Genomic DNA, 19,022 nt, shown 5'->3' on the forward strand with positions numbered 1-19,022 from the left:
AAGCCTTTGACCCAAAGAGTCAAGGCTTTTTTAGCATTTCATAATACAATTACAATATCATCTTGTAAGACCAACCTTTCTTTGTCTTTTCAACAGCTTCAAAGCCACATTTCTCAAATAGTTTACGGGAGCCCGTATTCCAGTCATAAATTTCTTCGACAAGTATTTCCTCAAGACCCACTTCCCTTGCACGCTCGATCATTCGCTGTAATACCTTAGTCCCGATTCCCTTTTTCCAATACCGCTTATCTCCAATGGCAATGGCAAAATCATCTGCAAACAGCGTTACATCACCAATTGGGACAAACTGATCATCTTCAAAAATTTCAATAAAGTAACATTCGCCATTTTTAGACAAATAATCATACATACGATTGAGTAAGTCAAGACTATAACGTTCTTGATCACCATCAATCAGCCAGACCAATTCTAGATCTTGGTGCCATTCAAAAGCAAAATCATGCTGACCATCATACCGACGTAAACGGACTTGTTTGTCTATTTCTAAAATATCTGCTTGCTCAATTCCAGTGATTGCCATTTCGGATCCTCTCTCATTTACAATAAGTTCATTTTAACATACATCTCTATCAATATCAATAAATGTTATAGCATGCTAATTGACAAGATTTTATCAAAATGCTATACTAAAGCAAATAAAGCAAGCGAGGTAAGGAGAAATGGACAATAACAAGTAAAACTCAATTTAAGTTCTATACTTATTTAGTAGTTTTCTTGCGTCCATTTTTCTGTTTCCTCTGTTCCATGAATAGGGTCTTTTTGAGCAGATTTCGACACACTACTAAATAGGTAGTGTGTTTTTTCTTGTAAAGGAGACCTTATGCTATTAACCACTCAACACCTATCCCTCGACCATCAAAAAGATTTAAGAACCTTGGTTCACGACCTAAACCTCATTGTCAACCCTGGCGATAAAATAGCTATCATCGGGGAAGAAGGAAATGGCAAATCCAGCCTACTACTAACCTTGATGGATGCAGCTCTTGTCACAGACTACCTACTCCTATCAGGCAATATTCAACGAAATTTTTGCTCACCAGTCTATATTCCCCAAAGTCTTCCACTGGAAATAGCAGAGCTGACCTTGAACGACTACTTCTTTGGAGATATGGACAGTGATATTGATTACGGTCTACTCTACCTCTATGCTGACCAGCTACAGTTTGACAGCGAGCGATTTGCCAATCAACAATTGATTGGAAGCCTGTCAGGTGGCGAAAAATTAAAAATTCAGTTAATCAAATCTCTAGCAACTCCATCTGATATTATTTTTCTGGATGAGCCGTCCAATGACTTGGATTTAGATACCTTACTTTGGCTTGAAAACTATATCCTCACGAGCCCTAACACCATTCTATTTGTTTCCCACGATGAAGACTTTCTTAGCAGAACAGCTACAAAAATCATTCACCTAGAATCGGTTAAGAAGAAAACACTTGCTCAAACTAAAATTGAAGAATTGGACTATCAGGACTACGCACAGAAGCGACAACAAGCTTATCAGAAACAAGTCCAACAAGCTCGGAACGACAAAAAAGAATTTGACAAAGCTATGAACAAGCACCTACGTCAAAAATCACAAGTTCGTCATACCTTGCTCAACACCCATGATGCCACATTAGGACGGCTTATAGCCAAGAAAATGAAGAATGTCTTATCACGTGAAAAACGCTATGAAAGAATGAAGGAAAATCTCACACAAGTTCCTTTTCATGAAGATGCTATTTCCCTCTTCTTCTCAGACATTTCACCACTAGCAGCTAGAAAACAAATGATTCACTTAGAAAACTTTCAATTAAAGGTTGACGAGCGACTACTCGTTCAAAACATCCATTTCAACATAAATGGGCAAGATAAGATTGGTATCATTGGCCCGAATGGAATTGGTAAATCCAGCTTTCTAAAAATAATCTATCAGAAACTCAGGCAACGAGCAGATATAAACTTGGGCTACATGCCCCAGCACTATACAGAAGTCCTTGATGAGTCTAAAACTCCACTTGATTTTTTATTAGAAAATGACAATCGTGAGCAGGAACAACTTATCTTAACACATCTAGCCAGTCTGCAGTTTACACGACAAGAAGTCCATCACAAGATTAGCCAACTTTCAGGTGGACAAAAGGCCAAGTTACTCTTGTTAAAAATGGTACTAAAACAAGCCAATTTTCTCCTATTAGATGAACCAAGCCGTAACTTCTCTCCCACTTCTCAGCCTTATATTCGTCAACTATTTGCCGATTATCCAGGTGGCTTGGTATGCGTATCACACGACAGACGCTTTTTGAAAGAAGTTTGTCAAAGAATCTACCGACTAACTGAGAATGGACTGGAAGAACTGGGACAGATATAAAAAAGGAAATTGGCACACACGCCGAATTTCCTTTTATTTATTCATAAAGAATGAAGCCATGCTATTCGATTCACAACCTATAATTTATCAAGAGCAAGTTGCAAATCTTCAATCAAATCATTGATATTTTCAAGACCAACAGATAGGCGGATTTGATTTGGTGTGACCCCAGCAGCAAGTAAATCTTCCGGAGCTAACTGAGCATGCGTGGTTGTAGCTGGATGAACTACTAGTGATTTAGCATCGGCAACGTTTGCTAAATTAGAAAAGATTTCCAAACTATCAATAACCTTACGCGCCTCTTCCGCTCCACCTTTTACTTGGAAAGAGAAAATAGAGCCAACTCCCTTAGGCAGGTACTTATCCGCCAAAGCCTTATAAGGACTATCTGGAAGTGATGGATAATTGACCGACTCTACCTGAGGATGACTAAGTAAAAAGTCAACAATTTTTTCAGCATTAGACACATGACGCTCTACACGGAGAGACAAGGTTTCTAACCCTTGTAAAAGTAAGAAAGCGTTGAATGGAGCAAGGGCAGCACCTGTATCGCGAAGCAATTGTACACGAACTGCTACAATAAATGCAGCTGCACCAATATCACGAGTATAACTAATGTTATGATAGCTTGGATCTTCTTCAACAAATTGCGGAAACTTACCAGATGTCGCCCAGTCAAACTTGCCGCTATCGACAATCACACCGCCGATGGTCGTACCATGCCCACCGATAAACTTGGTTGCTGAATGAACCACAATATCAACACCATGAGAAAATACATTAATCAAATATGGAGTTGCAAAGGTATTATCTGAAACAAGCGGGATGTGGTGGTTGTGTGCAATTTCTGCCAATTTTTCAAGATCAGGAATATTGATAACAGGATTTCCCAAGGTTTCAATAAATACCAGTTTTGTATTATCTTTAATCGCAGCTTCTACCGCTTCAAAATCATCAATATCTACAAAGCTAGTTGTAATACCATAGCGAGGAAGGGTTTCTTTGAATAAGTTAAAAGTCCCACCATAGAGTGTCGTTGCCGCTACAATGTGATCGCCAGCATGTGCCAACGCTAGAATAGTGTATGTGATGGCTGCCATTCCTGAAGAAGTGGCCAAGGCACCAATACCACCTTCTAAAGCTGCCACACGATTTTCAAAAGTAGAGACCGTCGGATTCGTAATTCGAGTATAGATATTCCCCGGTTTACGTAAAGCAAATAAATCTTCTGCTTCTTGAGCATCTTCAAAAACATAGGAAGTGGTTTGATAGATGGGTACTGCACGTGATTTTGAAGCAGAATCAACTTCTTGTCCAGCATGGAGTTGAAGGGTTTCAAATGAAAATTCTCTAGTCATAAAGGTACTCCTTTGGTCTTTTTCTGTATTCTACCTCATTTTTACCATCTTGACTAATACTTAAACATTAGAGATATGTATAGTTAACAACTATAGCCATATGATCAGCTATTCTAGAAAAAATAATATTCATTTTCCTTGAATAAAATAAGGACAAGATTTACAATAAGATTATGAATACCTTAATAGAATATATCGGTCCGATTATCCTCATAGTACTAATAATCTCTTATAGCATCTATCGCAGATGCCATCCTAATAATATGGACACTAAACAAGCGCTCAAATGTCCAAAATGTCAGTCAGTAAAACTGCAAACTTACATTCCAACACAAAAAAGATATTCTCGTAAAGTCGGTATGATTGGTCATGCAATCAATGGCATAGAGGAAGCTATGTTTGCAATGCTCTATGAAGCTGATCGGACTTATTATCGTTGTCAACATTGCGGTTACCGATTTTCTAGAAAGGAGAATCGTTTTATTTCTAACATCGAATAACCTCCCTGATTTTAATAGCTATAATTCAAAAACATTCACTCCAATTTTTATTAGCTGAAATATAATCCTATAAACGCATCAGTAGACTTCTTTCTTTAAGATTCTAAGCTGATGCGCTTTTTATTTATCTGTTACTCCAATCAGCATGAGATGTTTTCCTACAACTGCATCAGTTAACTGACTAGCTTAAAAATTCCTGTCCAATTTAGAAATGCCTTTCGACGCATTTGTTCGATTTCACAGCGAAATAATCCTGCTAAGGTTGCTCTATTTAAAACAATATCATTCTTACGAGAAAGGCTAGTTACTTTATTTACAAGCGTCTCGACTTCTTCACCATCTCTAATTCCCATATCCCATAACTCTTGAAGTACTGATTTTTTATACATTTTCTCATATTCTGCCATACCTTGTAGAGTCCAGTAACGTTCATTATTCTCAACTTCTAACCATTGCCACACAATTTCTGTATCAGCTACATTAGGTTTTTCATGCTGACAGGATAAACAGAGGACTATCTGATTAGCCAGGCTCGTATCCTTGCTCCATTTGCTTGATACAATCTGACACACAGCTACACCATGAGAACTTTTACATCTCCAGCATTTTCCTTCAAGCAATTCATCAGCGCTCAAAATTCCTCTTTCTATCAAAGTATCATTCCAATACTCTGCAACTTTCGATACTTCAGTTTTCTTATTCAACAAATTAAACATTTTCATTCTCCTACTATAATTACTTTTCTAATATCTGTGTCCGAACCATACTAGCCTGCAACATTGCTAACTCAACTACACAAGAATAATGACTCAAATCAAGATTTTCCAACAAACGATAAGATACAAATAACTTCGGTTGCAATCGTGTGAGAGGTTTTGACCATATTACCGCTTCTGACTGGAATTGTTTGAGTGCCTGAAAATAAATCTGATTGACTGTAAGATAGGCTCTACCATTTAGTAAATATGCGTAATCTTGTATTAAATCTCTACAAAACGAAGCTACCCAAATAGCTGCGGTCTTCTCAGAATCAGTATCGTAATCGGCTAATAAGTCCAGCGTAATCAGACTTCCTTTTCCAAAATCCTTCGATTTCTGATCTCGCAATTTTTCAGTATTTATCGGAGTCGTCAAACCAAAATGATTAGCATAGGTTTCCCACTCTCTATAAATATCATTCCAAGAAATCTCTGTCATCCTTTTCATTTGCGACTCCTATTTTTCTTTTTGTGAGATTATCATAACACCGTTTTGATTTTTTGTCAAACATGTTAAACAAAATTTGCAAAAAATATTTTTTAATGGTATAATTAGTTAAACAGATAAGGAGACAACCATGATTTTAGGTGATATTTTAAAAGAATACCGAAGCAAGAATAAATTATCAATGGATAAATTCGCTGAATTATCTGGTTTAACAAAAGGTTATATTTCTATGTTGGAAAAGAACCAGCATCCCAAAACCAAAAAAGCTCTCCTGCCAACGATGGATACGCTAGAAAAAGTCGCTAAGGGCATGGCTATATCGGTTGGTGAGCTAATCGAGCAACTAGATTCCAATCAGGATATAGCTTTAACGATTACTCCTTCCCAATTTAAACTCTTTCAACAGCCTATTCATCCAGAGGTTCAAACCTTGGACAATGAATTAAAAGGTGATTTCCATGCACAATGGTTAACTTTTGGTCAAGAACAGTTAGCAGCTATGCAAACTGCCTCAGTTACTCCTTCTGCTTCTATTCTTCACTTGGATGACTATCGGGAGCGAATCGAATTACCTGTTCCTGGTAAGGTTTCTGCCGGTACAGGTTACTGGCAGGATACAGATATGAACAATCTTGTATCATTCTATAACGATGAGATTCCAGATAACCAATCTTATGATACAATCGCTCAAGTTGTGGGAGATTCTATGGCTCCGCATATCGAGGATGGAGACTATCTCTTCATTCGCCTAACTCCTCATATTCCTCTAAATACGATTGGAATTTTTTCAGTAAACGGAGAAAATTTTGTTAAGAAATTCAAAGGTGACTATTTGCAATCACTCAATTCTGACTATGATGATATCTATTTTAGCCCAGAAGACGATATTCGGCCTATTGGTCAAGTTGTAGATATTTATAGTCCAGATTGATTTCTAAGCCTAGTTAATCACTAGTTATATTGGCTACATTCATCCATCTAGTTTTGGAAAGTCTGTTCGTATAGCTGGCGTTTTTTCCTACTGAAACCAAACTGAAAAGCACAGTAAAAGGAGGCTATGACAGCCTCCCTTTTATATGTCAAATTGGAAAAGTCCATTACCAGATAGTTATTTGACAACAAGTTAATGATTAAATAATTATTCTGCTACCCTTATGTCTTTGATTGTCCTCTTACTATTTGTCTAAAGTGTGGAGATTGCTTATTATGATGAAAATCGCTAGAGGTTTTTGTGATTTTCTCTATAGGTTTTTGTGATTTTCTAAGGTTATGTTCAAAAGTTACAACATCTTGAACACATAGTAGTTACGACACGAATATTCTTAGCCTACTTTTGAGTGAACTGGGTAGCAAGGCTAATTGTAAGTTATGCTACGCATTTGACAATGGATATCACAAATAGATATAAAACAGGGATAACGGACTTTTCCCCTACTAGCATCCCTCTCTTTTTATTAGAGAAAGATGGCTAATAGTATATACACTTCTACGAGCGCTAAAGAACTCCTTTCAACAATTCAGATGGCGTTCAACATCTTAACTAACTATTTCATTTTTTCAATTAGATTATACCACTATTATAAAACGCTTTCAAATAATTATGTGCTCCAAAGTCAACTTTTTTGCTTTTCTTTTTCCTTGATAAAGTTTTCCCACATCTTTTGTTGCGGCTTAGCAAATGGGCAGGTAGGAAAATCTTCTACAGAAACCCATTTCAATTCTTTTGATTCTGGAAGGTTAAGTGTTTCTGTCACACCTTCTACCATTTCTATCTGCCATTTGCGGTGACTAAAAATGTGCTGGACGATGCCAAATTCTTGCTCTTGCCAATCAACAGTCAGACCATAAAGTTCCGTAAAGCTCTGCCGAATATCTGGCTGAACAACTTCTTCTGCAACTTCAAAGAGAGAGACTTGTTTTTCAACGATTGTTCCTTTTTCCAAAAGCGGAAAAGACCAGAAACCTGATAGAAGACCTGCTTCATTATTTTTTTCCAATAAAAATTGATTGTCTTTATTTCTGATGAGAAATCCCTGGTAGGCCACGGGAATCGGCTTTTTCTTTGGTGCTTTGATTGGATACTTATCCATTGTACCGTTTAAGTAGGCTGCGCTAAAGGCTTTGACTGGGCTGTCCTGGGGACGTGGATTAACTGGCGATTCAATATCCGACCCTAGATCCATCAGAGCTTGGTTGAAATCGCCCGGTCGCTCTGGATCAATCAATAGCTCCATCATCGCTTGGAAAATCTTGCGATTGGCAGGAAGCCCAATGTCATAATCAACCTCAAACAAGCGGCTGAGAACCCGCATCACATTGCCATCTACCGCTGGTTCTGGCAAATTAAAAGCAATACTGGAAATTGCTCCAGCAGTATAAGGACCAATGCCCTTTAGGCTTGAAATGGCTGCATGCGTGGTCGGAAATTGCCCATCAAAATCTTCTACCATTTGTTGCGCTGCCTTTTGCATATTCCGCACGCGCGAATAATAGCCCAATCCCTCCCAGAGTTTGAGAATGACCTCCTCTGGTGCTTGTGCTAAATCACTAATCGTAGGCAAATGATGGAGAAAACGTTCATAATAAGGAATGACCGTGTCTACTCTTGTCTGTTGAAGCATGATTTCAGAAACCCATATAGCATACGGATCCTTGGTCCGTCTCCAAGGCAAGTCACGTTTATTAGCATCATACCAATCTAAGAGTGCCTTGCGAAAAGCTTGAATCTTTTCCTCCGGCCACATTTCGATTCCATATTCTTTCAAATTTAACATACATCTAGTATAACACAAAGAAAGGGAGCCAGCTTTTGCCAACTCCCTTATATCGTTTATAATCAAAATCAAACTAGCTCCAAAGTTTGGAGGTTGGAAATAGAGCGAACGAATTTGTTTCTCTAAATCTAGCCAAGACTGTCTGTTTTTGATGTTCGTTGAGTATTATTCTACTTTTCCTGTTACAAACATGGTAAAACTTGCTGAAGCAAGTAGCTGTTTATCTTGGTTTTCTATCTTCACTTCAACGACCTTTGTTCTACTTCCATCATGTGTGCAAGAGCCTATTACTGATAAGGTATCACCAAGTTTAGCTGCCTTCATATAATGGATATTGGACTGTAGGGTGACAGAATAAGAACCCCTTGCTACCGTTGTCAGACCTGCAACTGAATCTGCCAATGTGAAAAGAAAGCCTCCATGTGCCATACCGTATGGATTGAGAGATTTTTCCGTCACCTTTGTAGTCAGTAGCACCTCTTTCTCATTGAGCATTGTAGCTTGATAGACATCTAAAACCGTAATCGGTTGTAAGTTTAATTTATCTAACACTTTCATCCTCCTCTGTCTGCTGACTTGTTTGCATTTGATAATAAACGCCTTGTTCAGCCATCAACGCTTCATGATTCCCTTGTTCAACAATTTTTCCATCCACCATGACCAAAATCAAGTCAGCTGATTGAATGGTTGACAGGCGATGAGCAATAATAAAACTGGTACGTCCTTCCATCAATTTGGCAAATGCTTCCTGTACTAAAATTTCTGTCCGTGTATCAATAGAGGAAGTCGCCTCATCTAAAATCAGGATTTTAGGTATCTTGACAAAGACACGCGCAATAGACAAAAGCTGACGTTGTCCCTGGGATAAGCCTTCTCCTCCATCTGCCAAAACTGTATCGTACCCCTGCGGAAGCTGACGAATAAAGAAGTCTGCATTAGCTGCCTTAGCCGCCTCAATGACCAATTCCCGCGTGGCATTTGGATAGCCATAGGCAATATTATCATGAATGGTACCAGATTTGATCCATGTCTCCTGTAAAACCATCCCAATCTGTCTGCGGAGATCCTCACGACTGTACTGGCTAATCGGAACCCCATCTAAGACAATCTGACCAGCCGTCACATCGTAGAAACGCATAAGAAGGTTAATCATGGTTGATTTACCAGCACCAGTAGGTCCAACAATGGCTACTTTTTGTCCAGCTTTGACATCAATGTTCAACTGTTCTATCAGAGAACGGTCAGATCTATAGGAGAAAGACACATTGTCAAAGGAAATAGCTCCCTTCAACTCCTCTGAATCAATTTTCCGCTCAGCCTGATCGTCAATGCTATCTAGAGCCAAGATAGCAAACAGCCTGTCTGCACAAGCTAAGGCGCTCTGCAATTCCGATAGGACCGAGGAAATATCATTAAAAGGCTTGCTGTACTGACTAGCATAATTGAGAAAAGTTGTCAGAGAGCCCACTGTAAAATTTCCTGCCATAATTCTCAGCGCTCCAAGTCCTGCAAGTAAGGCATAAATAATAGCATTAATAAACCGCGTGCTTGGATTGACCGTTGAAGAGGCAAAGATGGCCTGTTGGGAATAGGTCGCATACCGGTCATTCACAACTTGAAAACCTTGCGTAAATTGCTCTTGAGCATTGAAAGATTGAACCAGTGTCAATTGACTGATGGACTCTTCCAAAAGCTGAGATTGCCTCCCACGTGCCTGAGTCTGTTGTCTATAATAACCATAGGATTTCTTAGCGATATAGCGTGCCACAAGCAGAGAAACTGGAGTCAGGGCAACAACAACCAACATCATCGTCAAGTCAAGCCTAGCCATAGTGAAAATGGTTAGGAAAATGGTCAAGATACCAATGAAAAATTGATTGAAAATCATCAAGAGACCATTTGTTAATTGCTCACTATCACTTGAAAAACGAGCTACCAAATCACCGACTGATTGACGATCAAGATAAGATAGGGGCATCTGGTGCAGCTTCACATAGACCTGTTCACGCAAGTCGGCCACCATTCCGTAAACCAAGCGATTGGTTACCAAAGGTAAGTACCATTGCACCAGCGTATTAAGCAAGATAACCATTACCATTTTGCCTAATATACCTAGTAAGACCTGACCATTTGCTATCAATACTGCATCGACTGCCTGACCAATCAAAATCGGCAGATAAACTGTCAGAAGCACTTGCACCAAAGTTCCCACCAACATCAAGGACATTCGAAGTGGCTGGTGTAAAACCAATCTGACCAGTTCCTTAAAACTAGATTGTCTCATAGCTATCCTCCTCTCCTTGTTGTTGCGATTGGTGAATTTCTTGATAAATAGCAGAGCTTCTTAGCAAGTCCTCATGGCGACCAAGCCCAACTTGACGCCCTTGTTCCAAGACTAAAATCTGATCAGCTGTCCGTAAACTATTGGTTCTTTGTGACACCATGATTAAGTTCTGACCTGGTAATTCCTGGCGAATAGCCACTAATAACCGACTCTCCGTCAAATAATCCAGAGCAGATGTTGCGTCATCTAAGATTAAAATCGGTGCTTTCTGTAAAACAGCGCGTGCAATGGTCAAACGTTGGCGCTGTCCACCAGAAAAATTCTTCCCAAAGGCTTCGACAGGGCTATCCAAACCACCTTTATCCTCTATGAAAGATTTAGCCTGTGCAATTTCTAATGCAGACCATAGGTCACTATCAGATATTTCTTCCAATCCTAAAGATAAATTAGAACGAATAGTTCCAGCAAAAAGCTGAGCCTGTTGCGGAACGACGGCAATTTGCTGCCGCCATTCTTTTAAATTCTTAGGACTTTTTCCATCAATGAAGAGAGAGAGCTGATTTGTTGGCACTGAATAGAGTGCCTGCAATAAATCTACTAGGGTGGACTTACCTGACCCAGTTCCCCCGATAATTCCCATAAACTGTCCCTTACGTAAGTCAAAAGCAATGTCAGACAGGGACTCCTCAGCAGATTTTGGATAAGAAAAGGAAAGATGACGCACAGAAAAGATGATTTCCTTATCCTCACTAACCACTTTGGGCAAACTAGACTCTACATCCTCAGATGTTTGGTCAAAAACCTCTTGAATACGTTGCGCTGAGATATAGGTCTGGTTGAGAGTAGACACGACCATAATCATCTTGACCAATTCGACTAAAATTTGAAGAAGGTAGTTGATAAGAGCGACCAACATCCCCTGTTCCAACAAATTGTGTGAAATGGCTATATTTCCCTGCCAGATGAGAATGAGCAAGGTGCCGTTGACCACTAAAAATGTCAATGGCGATAAAAGACTAGACCAAAAACCAGCCTGCAACTGTTGCTTCTTATAAATCTGATTTATGCCTTGAAAAGCCTTAATTTCCCGCTCTCTTTGACCAAATGCACGAATCACTCGCCAACCAGTCACTGTCTCACGTACCTGCCCCACCAAACCATCTAATTCTTTTCGCATCGATTGATAAATACGGCTGGTCATAACAGAAATGACTGTCACTATAAAAATCAATAGGATAATCATTCCTAGAAAATAGGCAGATAGACTTGGGCTAATATAGAATGCCATGATGAGCGAACCAAATACGACAATTGGAGCACGTAAAAACAAACGAAGAAAAGTATTAATACCCGTTTGAATTTGTAAAGTGTCACTGGTCAATCGTGTCAGCAAGCTGGATGAGGAAAGAATATCTCGGCTAGACTTGGGAAGGGAAAGAACCTTCTGATACAAGTCATTCGTCAGCTCTTTAGTCACTCCAACCGCTGCTTTAGCTGAATAATATTGCGCTATTAGTGAAACAATAATTCCAATACATGCTATACCAACCAGTAAAAAAAGCATAGCAACCAGGTTTCCCTGGCTGCCATTTGGAATAATTGTATCAACGATATAGGCGATAATTAATGGTACCAAAAGCTCAAAACAAGCTTCCAATAGTTTGAAAACTGGACCTAATATAGATTCTTTAATATAGTCCTTAAAATATCGTGATAAAAATTTCATATTAACGGTGCTCCAAAGCCTGAACCGCAGTAATCAAGGTCAAGTTGTAAACATCATCAGGGTTACAACCACGAGACAAGTCGTTTACAGGCTGATTCAAACCTTGTAAAACAGGACCTACCGCTGCAAATCCACCCATACGTTCGGCAATTTTATAACCAATATTACCAGCTGAGATACCTGGGAAGATAAATACAGTCGCTTGACCAGCAACACTCGAACCTGGGGCTTTTAATTTACCTGTGGTAGGAACAAAGGCAGCATCAAATTGCAATTCACCGTCCAAATCCAACTCTGGACGCAATTTTTGAGCAATTTTTGTAGCTTCAACAACCTTATCTACTTTAGGACCAGCACCAGAGCCTTTTGTTGAATAGCTGAGCATTGCAACTTTTGGATCAATACCAAACATTTTAGCAGTACGTGCTGAGTTGATAGCGATTTCTGCCAAGGTTTGAGCATCTGGATCAATGTTGATAGCACAGTCACCAAAAATATAACGCTCTTCACCTTTTACCATCAAGAAGGCACCTGATGTTTTCGATACACCTGGCTCTGTTTTAATGATTTGAAGAGCTGGACGAACTGTTGAAGCGGTTGAATGAATCGCACCAGATACCATACCTTCTACTACGTCCATATATACCAACATAACACCAAAGTAGTTAACATCTTTCAACAACTCATGTGCCTGCTCTTCTGATACCTTACCTTTACGGCGCTCTACCAAAGCAGCTACCATCTCATCATATCTATCATAATGAGCTGGGTCAATAATTTCAAAACCTTCTGTAATCCCTTCAATGTCAAGGTAAATCTTAATACGATCCGGGTTTCCAAGCAAGACGGGTACTACATCCGACTCATTTACCAAACGTTTTGTAGCCTGCAAGATACGTGGTTCTTCACCTTCTGGCAATACGATACGTACTTTTTTACCCTCTAGCTTTGTAGCTAATTGCTCAAAAATTTTCATGAACAAACTCCTTAAATTTATTTACTTATTAACTGATTGATAACAGCCTGAAAATCCTCAGGAAGCGGTGCTTCCAAATCAATCCTTTCGGCTGTAAAAGGATTGTCGAAGGCCAAATTATGACAATGCAAGGCTTGACGTTCTATCCCACATTCCAAACTTCCACCATACATATCATCTCCTAACAATGGAAATCCAATGTGAGAAAAATGAACACGAATCTGATGAGTCCGCCCAGTATGTAGTTGAATATCTACTAAATGAATATCTCCCCACGATTGTACAACACGATAGGAAGTATGAGCATATTTTCCATTCTTTGTCACACAACGGGTAATGATGCTATCTGCTGGACGACCGATAGGGGCAATAATATCCCCTGTCTCTTCTAGCTGCCCATTCCCCTTCACCAAAGCATAATAACGTTTATTAATAAGCTTGGCCTGTAACTGCTTATCGAGTCGTGCATGGGCATAGCCGTGCTTGGCAAACAGCATAACGCCTGATGTATCCCTATCCAGACGAGTCACAATATGAACCTGCTTATTCTCATAATTCTGCTCAATAAGATAACCTTTTACAAAATTTGCGATTGTGGATGAATGCAGGGCTGACGGAATAGAAGCATAACCAACAGGCTTGTTAATAGCAAGAAAATGATCATCTTCATAGACAATATCCAGCGGAAAGGAAATCGGTTTCAAACTTCCCGTTAAATCCTCTTCAGCAGGTATGTCAATTGTAACCCTATCTCCAATATCAAGCAAGTAAGTTGCATTGCGCTCGATGTCATTAACCCGAATATTACCACCAGTGTACTTAATCTTCGCTAATAGGCCTTTAGAGACACCGTGTTTTTTAAGGAAAGTCTTTATTTTCGTATGCTGGTCAGCAATGAATTCAAACCGCATTACTCCACCTCTCCAATAAAGGCGTCCTTAACCCGATTCCAAAAACTAGTATGACTCGGTGTTGCAACAAAATGAATCTTACTATTGTCTATCTGATACTCTATACTTTCAATACTATCATAGACAAAAGTCTTATTGTCTACCGCAATCGAGTAACGGTCACTATGCTTTGGTTCAATCACAATCTTGTCTTTTTTAGGGACAACAACGGATGAACCCAAGGTGCGGTAAACACGATTGTTCAAACTTGCCACTTCTGCAATCTGCAATGCCTCGATTGTTGGATGTAAAACAGCACCACCTAATGACTTGTTATAGGCTGTTGAGCCTGTCGGCGTTGAAACCGAAATTCCATCCCCTCTGAAGCGTTCAAAGGGCACATTGTTAATAATAATATCTGCGACCATGGTCTTAGAAAGACGTTTTACTGTCGCCTCATTTAAGGCACGCGCCTCGACAATGCGACCATCTGTCATCTTGACCTTAACATTTAAAATCGGATACGATACTCTAGCACCTGTATCAAGCTTAAGATTTTCAATCAGCTTGTACACTTCAAAATCGCGATAATCTGTATAAAACCCCAAATGACCCGTGTGAATTCCTACAAAACGTACACGATCTATCAACTTTTCATATTTGTGAAAAGCAGATAAAAGCATCCCGTCTCCACCGATAGAAATGACAATATCTGGATTTTTAGGAGTCAAAATAAAATTTGCTTCTTTTAACTTTGTCCATAATTCTTTGGACACCGCTTCACTCTTAGGATTTCGACTAGCGAGCAGAGCGATTTTTTTTCTACCTATATTCTTCATCTGTATCATCACTGTTGCCCACACCGTCATTCAGTTTGCGATAGGCAGGATCAAATAAGGCCTGCGCTTCTTGAATGTCGTTGCGGATTTTTCGCATCTCCTCATCTAATTCATAGGCAATTTTTGCTGTAACTTCCAAGCGTTTCTTGATTTCTTCTGGAAAATTCCCCTTATATTTATAATTCAGAGAATGCTCAATTGTAGCCCAGAAATTCATGGAAAGGGTTCGAATCTGGATTTCTGCCAGAACCGTCTCGTTGCCATTTATAGTATCCACAGGATACTCAATCACCACATGATATGAACGGTAGCCAGAGGCTTTCATATTATTGATATAATCCCGTTCATGCAAAATTTGCATATCCTTGCGTTTCCGCAAAATAGCTAATACTTCTTCAATGTCGTCCACAAATTGAACCATAATCCGAAGACCGGCAATATCTTGCATATCTTGAGCAAGATTTTCCAATTTGATATGTCGCAGGGCCATTTTTTCTTTAATGGATTCAATCGGTTTTACCCGTCCTGTGACAAACTCAATTGGAGAATGCCGGTTAGCCTTGCGATACTGCTTGCGAATCCCCCGCAGTTTGATTTTCAATTCACCAACTGTCTGAATATAGGGGTCTAAAAATTCTTCCCAGTTAAAGTCCATACGGCCCCTTTCTTGTCAAAACTTTTAAATTGTATTAGAATAACACAAAGACTAATCTATTATAACACATTGAAAGGGTTTACTGCATGAAAAACCACCTTGAAATTGAGTATAAAACCTTACTGACCAAATCCGAATACAAACGCCTGCTTACTGACTTTTCAGATGTGAGCCCAATTCTTCAAACAAACCACTACATTGATACCCCAGACCTAGATATGAAGAATCACCGCTTTTCACTCCGTATTCGTACATTTGAGGACTCAGCAGAACTAACCTTAAAAATTCCACAAGAAGTCGGCAATCAAGAATATAACCAAGTTCTAGACATCCAAACTGCTCATGATTTACTGGAAAATTTTCAACTACCAGCAGGACAAATTTCTGATATTATTTCTGCAACCGAAATTCCACTTGATAAACTTGCTGTCTGGGGAATCCTCACGACAAAACGCTATGAGAAACAGACATCTATAGGCCTTATGGCCCTCGATGAAAATGATTATGTGGGACAAAAAGATTACGAATTAGAAATCGAAGTGACCGATGCAGATGCAGGGAAAATTCTTTTTGATGAATTCCTTAAGAAGAAATCAATTCAATTCAAATATGCTAGTAGTAAGGTCGCACGAACTGCTGCCCACATGAAATAACTATAAAAAATCAGCCAAATAAGGTTGATTTTTTAGTTTCACTACTGAAAATTTTTCATTTTTTTGATAGAATAGAACTATCTATTGTAAAAATACTTTTATGTCATCATAAAAGCTCAGTGTGTAAAAGGAGTTACTTTAAAATGGTACAACCACTCGGTGAACATAACATTAAATTATTCTCACTCAATAGCAACCGTGATATTGCTGAAAAAATTGCTGATTCTGCTGGAATCCCTCTTGGAAAGCTGTCTTCTCGTCAGTTTTCTGATGGTGAGATTCAAATTAACATTGAAGAATCTGTACGTGGCGTAGACGTCTACATTATCCAATCAACAAGCTATCCGGTCAATAATCACTTGTGGGAATTATTGATTATGATCGATGCTTGTAAACGTGCTAGTGCCAACACCATTACAGCTGTCATCCCTTATTTCGGCTATGCTCGTCAGGACCGTACCGCTTCTCCACGCGAACCAATTACAGCTAAATTAGTTGCAAATATGCTGGTTAAAGCTGGTGTCGACCGTGTATTGACTCTTGATTTGCACGCTTCACAAATTCAAGGTTTCTTTGATATTCCAGTAGACAATCTCCTTACAGAGCCACTTTTTGCAGCCTACTACATGGAAAAAGGACTCTGCGGAGAAGATGTCGTCATTGTGAGTCCTAAAAATTCTGGTATCAAACGTGCGCGTAATATCGCTGAATTTCTAAATGCACCGATTGCAATTATCGACTACGCTCAAGATGATTCTGAGCGTTCTGAAGGCTATATTATCGGTGATGTTGCTGGTAAAAAAGCTATTTTGGTGGACGATATTCTCAATACTGGTCGCACTTTCTCACAAGCTTCAAAAATTGTCCAAGAAGGTGGTGCTACTGAAATTTATGCAGTTGCCAGCCATGGTCTCTTTGCAGGAACTGCAGCCCAACTCTTAGATGAAACACCAATCAAAGAAATATTAGTTACCGATTCTGTTGCAAGCAAAGAACAGCATCCTAAAAATATCGCCTTCCTAACAGCTAGTGACTTGATTGCAGATGCCATCCACCGCATCCAAGAACATCAGCCACTCAGCCCACTTTTCAAATTTACTAGTCCTGAAAAAGAAAACTAGGAGTAACTCTTTGATTTATTTAGATAATGCAGCAACCACTGCTCTATCTCCTACTGCACTCCAACGGATGATGGAAGTGGCTCAAGAAAATTATGGAAACCCCTCCAGTATTCATCAAAGCGGTCGGAAAGCCAATCAATGTCTTAGACAAAGTCGTCAAGAGATTGCTCAGATTCTCTCCGCCTCTCCCGAACAAATTATTTTCACATCTGGAGGCTCCGAAGCTGATACTTTAGCTATTCAAGGCTATGCACTTGCGCATCAATCCAACGGAAAACACCTGATTACTACGGCTATCGAACACCATGCTGTCCTCCATACCATGCAGTATCTAGAGGATCGGTTTGGGTTCGAGGTAACCTATATCCAACCAGTCAATCAAGTAATCACCGCTCAACAAATTCAGGATGCCCTTCGGCCAGATACTATTTTAGTCAGCGTCATGTTTGCTAACAATGAGACCGGTCAGCTACTTCCCATCAAGGAAATTGGAGAGCTCCTAGCCGATCATCAGGCCGTCTTTCATGTAGATGCTGTCCAAGCAATTGGAAAAATTGCAATTTCTCCCTCTGACTACGGAATTGACTTACTCGCGACCTCTGCCCATAAATTCCATGGTCCAAAGGGGATGGGATTCCTATATAGTAAAGTTCATAAATTTGATTCCTTGATCCACGGCGGAAAGCAGGAACAGCAACATCGAGCAGGTACTGAGAATCTCCCTGCTATTGCTGCTATGGCGACTGCCCTAACAGAACAATATGAGTCCTTAGATACGCATCATCAACATGTCAGTGAACTGCGACAACATATTATTGAGGGATTATCTGGCTTAGACTATTATCTCAATCAGGCTGGACCTCATCTCCCTCATGTCCTTAATATCGGTTTTCCTGGTAAACTTAATGAACAACTCCTTATGCAACTAGATTTGGCAGGTATTGCTGTTTCTAGCGGTTCTGCATGTACGGCAGGTGTTGTCCAAAATAGCCATGTTTTAGAAGCTATGTATGGAAAAGACTCCCATCGTCTGAAAGAATCCATTCGTATCAGCCTATCTGAAATCAATACAAAAGAAGAGATAGATACTCTTATCATCGAACTAAAGAAAATACTTGGAGGTTAAAATGGCATTCCAACAATCAGTTACCTTAAAAGATTGTAATTTTACTTATCACATTAGCCCTGCTATCAAAAAATATACACTCCGTGATAACACCTTTGAACAAACCAAAGCAGGTCACTATCAGCTTACACGTCTTCTGGAAGAAATTCCAAATTCAAACCAAGGATTCCTCTTGAAAATTATTATCAATCAAGACCTAACCGGTTTTAAAATTAATATTACCGACAAGTCTGGTCTTCATCTGGTAAACATTTTTAAGCCAGAAAGTAACAAGGTTATCCAAGAAAAATTCTATTTCCTCATGGATAGCTTGATTGACCGTGACATCTTTACAAAAGAGAGTTAGTATGATTGAAATTCACTATCTTGACGCTTACAAGCAAGAACGTATCCAAACATTTGAGAATAAGGATGCAGCCATTCTGGCTTTTGCCGGTTGCTTAACCCTCCCAGACTATTATCCAGTTACCAGCATTACACAAGACGGACAAGCTCTGGATTACAAAGGGACAATCGGAGATCTCTATCGCTATTTACAAA

At 39.4% G+C, this 19,022-nt stretch carries 20 protein-coding genes; 8 read left to right on the forward strand and 12 right to left on the reverse strand.

Features of this window, described 5'->3' with window-relative positions; all coding sequences use genetic code 11:
• Nucleotides 1–49 precede the first annotated feature (49 nt).
• Nucleotides 50–541: a GNAT family N-acetyltransferase gene (locus F9856_RS10055; RefSeq protein ID WP_202106508.1), complete on the reverse strand. Its 492-nt coding sequence runs from the start codon at nt 539–541 to the stop codon at nt 50–52.
• A 300-nt stretch (nt 542–841) separates the two neighbouring features.
• Between F9856_RS10055 and F9856_RS10060 the strand changes: the two genes are divergently transcribed.
• A complete protein-coding gene (locus tag F9856_RS10060) occupies nt 842–2,374 on the forward strand; it encodes an ATP-binding cassette domain-containing protein (protein WP_202106509.1) in 1,533 nt (510 codons plus the stop codon).
• Between the two features lie 77 nt (nt 2,375–2,451).
• Here F9856_RS10060 and F9856_RS10065 read toward each other — a convergent pair whose 3' ends face one another.
• Complete coding sequence (locus F9856_RS10065; RefSeq protein WP_202106510.1) at nt 2,452–3,732, reverse strand: O-acetylhomoserine aminocarboxypropyltransferase/cysteine synthase family protein; 1,281 nt, start codon at nt 3,730–3,732, stop codon at nt 2,452–2,454.
• A 263-nt stretch (nt 3,733–3,995) separates the two neighbouring features.
• Here F9856_RS10065 and F9856_RS10070 point away from each other — a divergent pair, with 263 nt between their 5' ends.
• The gene (locus tag F9856_RS10070) at nt 3,996–4,232 is read left to right on the forward strand and encodes a hypothetical protein (protein WP_202106522.1); all 237 of its coding nucleotides are present in this window, start codon (nt 3,996–3,998) and stop codon (nt 4,230–4,232) included.
• 173 nt (nt 4,233–4,405) lie between these two features.
• Here the strand turns inward: F9856_RS10070 and F9856_RS10075 are convergent, their stop codons facing one another.
• Both F9856_RS10075 and F9856_RS10080 read right to left on the reverse strand, forming a co-directional pair.
• Nucleotides 4,406–4,948 (reverse strand): hypothetical protein, encoded by a 543-nt coding sequence (locus F9856_RS10075; RefSeq protein ID WP_202106511.1) that lies wholly within the window; start codon nt 4,946–4,948, stop codon nt 4,406–4,408.
• 19 nt (nt 4,949–4,967) lie between these two features.
• Entirely contained in the window at nt 4,968–5,438 is a 471-nt protein-coding gene (locus tag F9856_RS10080; protein ID WP_202106512.1) for a hypothetical protein, read from the reverse strand.
• A 130-nt stretch (nt 5,439–5,568) separates the two neighbouring features.
• Between F9856_RS10080 and F9856_RS10085 the strand changes: the two genes are divergently transcribed.
• Entirely contained in the window at nt 5,569–6,369 is an 801-nt protein-coding gene (locus tag F9856_RS10085) for a helix-turn-helix domain-containing protein (RefSeq protein ID WP_024383594.1), read from the forward strand.
• Between the two features lie 682 nt (nt 6,370–7,051).
• Here the strand turns inward: F9856_RS10085 and mutY are convergent.
• The 8 genes from mutY to F9856_RS10125 form a co-directional block, all read right to left on the reverse strand.
• Nucleotides 7,052–8,212: an A/G-specific adenine glycosylase gene (gene mutY, locus F9856_RS10090; RefSeq protein ID WP_202106513.1), complete on the reverse strand. Its 1,161-nt coding sequence runs from the start codon at nt 8,210–8,212 to the stop codon at nt 7,052–7,054.
• Nucleotides 8,213–8,377: 165 nt separating this feature from the next.
• Nucleotides 8,378–8,770: a PaaI family thioesterase gene (locus F9856_RS10095; RefSeq protein ID WP_202106514.1), complete on the reverse strand. Its 393-nt coding sequence runs from the start codon at nt 8,768–8,770 to the stop codon at nt 8,378–8,380.
• A complete protein-coding gene (locus F9856_RS10100; RefSeq protein ID WP_202106515.1) occupies nt 8,754–10,496 on the reverse strand; it encodes an ABC transporter ATP-binding protein in 1,743 nt (580 codons plus the stop codon). Before F9856_RS10100 ends, F9856_RS10095 begins: the two co-directional genes overlap by 17 nt.
• Nucleotides 10,483–12,222, reverse strand: coding sequence for an ABC transporter ATP-binding protein (locus F9856_RS10105; protein ID WP_202106516.1), 1,740 nt, complete (start codon nt 12,220–12,222; stop codon nt 10,483–10,485). The genes F9856_RS10100 and F9856_RS10105 overlap by 14 nt, the downstream gene beginning before the upstream one ends.
• Before the next feature lies 1 nt (nt 12,223).
• Nucleotides 12,224–13,198, reverse strand: a complete 975-nt coding sequence (pta, locus tag F9856_RS10110) for a phosphate acetyltransferase (RefSeq protein WP_202106517.1) — start codon at nt 13,196–13,198, stop codon at nt 12,224–12,226.
• A gap of 17 nt (nt 13,199–13,215) precedes the next feature.
• Nucleotides 13,216–14,109, reverse strand: a complete 894-nt coding sequence (locus tag F9856_RS10115) for an RluA family pseudouridine synthase (protein WP_202106518.1) — start codon at nt 14,107–14,109, stop codon at nt 13,216–13,218.
• On the reverse strand, nt 14,109–14,927 hold the full coding sequence (locus tag F9856_RS10120) for an NAD kinase (protein ID WP_328708155.1): 819 nt from the start codon (nt 14,925–14,927) through the stop codon (nt 14,109–14,111). Before F9856_RS10120 ends, F9856_RS10115 begins: the two co-directional genes overlap by 1 nt.
• Nucleotides 14,911–15,582, reverse strand: a complete 672-nt coding sequence (locus F9856_RS10125; RefSeq protein ID WP_024397726.1) for a GTP pyrophosphokinase — start codon at nt 15,580–15,582, stop codon at nt 14,911–14,913. The genes F9856_RS10120 and F9856_RS10125 overlap by 17 nt, the downstream gene beginning before the upstream one ends.
• 86 nt (nt 15,583–15,668) lie before the next feature.
• On the opposite strand from F9856_RS10125, the gene F9856_RS10130 reads away from it, so the two are divergent.
• The 5 genes from F9856_RS10130 to F9856_RS10150 form a co-directional block, all read left to right on the forward strand.
• On the forward strand, nt 15,669–16,235 hold the full coding sequence (locus tag F9856_RS10130; RefSeq protein WP_202106519.1) for a CYTH domain-containing protein: 567 nt from the start codon (nt 15,669–15,671) through the stop codon (nt 16,233–16,235).
• A gap of 143 nt (nt 16,236–16,378) precedes the next feature.
• Complete coding sequence (locus F9856_RS10135; protein WP_002940729.1) at nt 16,379–17,356, forward strand: ribose-phosphate diphosphokinase; 978 nt, start codon at nt 16,379–16,381, stop codon at nt 17,354–17,356.
• 10 nt (nt 17,357–17,366) lie between these two features.
• Nucleotides 17,367–18,482 carry a cysteine desulfurase family protein gene (locus F9856_RS10140; RefSeq protein ID WP_024397723.1) on the forward strand — a complete coding sequence of 372 codons (1,116 nt, stop codon included), beginning with the start codon at nt 17,367–17,369 and terminating at the stop codon, nt 18,480–18,482.
• Between the two features lies 1 nt (nt 18,483).
• Nucleotides 18,484–18,828, forward strand: a complete 345-nt coding sequence (locus tag F9856_RS10145; RefSeq protein WP_002935248.1) for a DUF1831 domain-containing protein — start codon at nt 18,484–18,486, stop codon at nt 18,826–18,828.
• A gap of 1 nt (nt 18,829) precedes the next feature.
• The coding region (locus F9856_RS10150; RefSeq protein ID WP_202106520.1) for a DUF4649 family protein at nt 18,830–19,022 on the forward strand (193 nt) is incomplete at its 3' end.

Source organism: Streptococcus suis, from assembly GCF_016743335.1.
GTDB classification, from domain to species: domain Bacteria; phylum Bacillota; class Bacilli; order Lactobacillales; family Streptococcaceae; genus Streptococcus; species Streptococcus suis_Y.

What these genes read in the sequence shown, in the direction of transcription:
- F9856_RS10055 (WP_202106508.1), bottom strand. Translation starts at nt 541, where the DNA reads ATGGCAATCACTGGAATTGAGCAAGCAGATATTTTAGAAATAGACAAA.
- F9856_RS10060 (WP_202106509.1), top strand. Translation starts at nt 842, where the DNA reads ATGCTATTAACCACTCAACACCTATCCCTCGACCATCAAAAAGATTTA.
- F9856_RS10065 (WP_202106510.1), bottom strand. Translation starts at nt 3,732, where the DNA reads ATGACTAGAGAATTTTCATTTGAAACCCTTCAACTCCATGCTGGACAA.
- F9856_RS10070 (WP_202106522.1), top strand. Translation starts at nt 3,996, where the DNA reads ATGGACACTAAACAAGCGCTCAAATGTCCAAAATGTCAGTCAGTAAAA.
- F9856_RS10075 (WP_202106511.1), bottom strand. Translation starts at nt 4,948, where the DNA reads ATGTTTAATTTGTTGAATAAGAAAACTGAAGTATCGAAAGTTGCAGAG.
- F9856_RS10080 (WP_202106512.1), bottom strand. Translation starts at nt 5,438, where the DNA reads ATGAAAAGGATGACAGAGATTTCTTGGAATGATATTTATAGAGAGTGG.
- F9856_RS10085 (WP_024383594.1), top strand. Translation starts at nt 5,569, where the DNA reads ATGATTTTAGGTGATATTTTAAAAGAATACCGAAGCAAGAATAAATTA.
- mutY (WP_202106513.1), bottom strand. Translation starts at nt 8,212, where the DNA reads ATGTTAAATTTGAAAGAATATGGAATCGAAATGTGGCCGGAGGAAAAG.
- F9856_RS10095 (WP_202106514.1), bottom strand. Translation starts at nt 8,770, where the DNA reads ATGAAAGTGTTAGATAAATTAAACTTACAACCGATTACGGTTTTAGAT.
- F9856_RS10100 (WP_202106515.1), bottom strand. Translation starts at nt 10,496, where the DNA reads ATGAGACAATCTAGTTTTAAGGAACTGGTCAGATTGGTTTTACACCAG.
- F9856_RS10105 (WP_202106516.1), bottom strand. Translation starts at nt 12,222, where the DNA reads ATGAAATTTTTATCACGATATTTTAAGGACTATATTAAAGAATCTATA.
- pta (WP_202106517.1), bottom strand. Translation starts at nt 13,198, where the DNA reads ATGAAAATTTTTGAGCAATTAGCTACAAAGCTAGAGGGTAAAAAAGTA.
- F9856_RS10115 (WP_202106518.1), bottom strand. Translation starts at nt 14,109, where the DNA reads ATGCGGTTTGAATTCATTGCTGACCAGCATACGAAAATAAAGACTTTC.
- F9856_RS10120 (WP_328708155.1), bottom strand. Translation starts at nt 14,927, where the DNA reads ATGAAGAATATAGGTAGAAAAAAAATCGCTCTGCTCGCTAGTCGAAAT.
- F9856_RS10125 (WP_024397726.1), bottom strand. Translation starts at nt 15,582, where the DNA reads ATGGACTTTAACTGGGAAGAATTTTTAGACCCCTATATTCAGACAGTT.
- F9856_RS10130 (WP_202106519.1), top strand. Translation starts at nt 15,669, where the DNA reads ATGAAAAACCACCTTGAAATTGAGTATAAAACCTTACTGACCAAATCC.
- F9856_RS10135 (WP_002940729.1), top strand. Translation starts at nt 16,379, where the DNA reads ATGGTACAACCACTCGGTGAACATAACATTAAATTATTCTCACTCAAT.
- F9856_RS10145 (WP_002935248.1), top strand. Translation starts at nt 18,484, where the DNA reads ATGGCATTCCAACAATCAGTTACCTTAAAAGATTGTAATTTTACTTAT.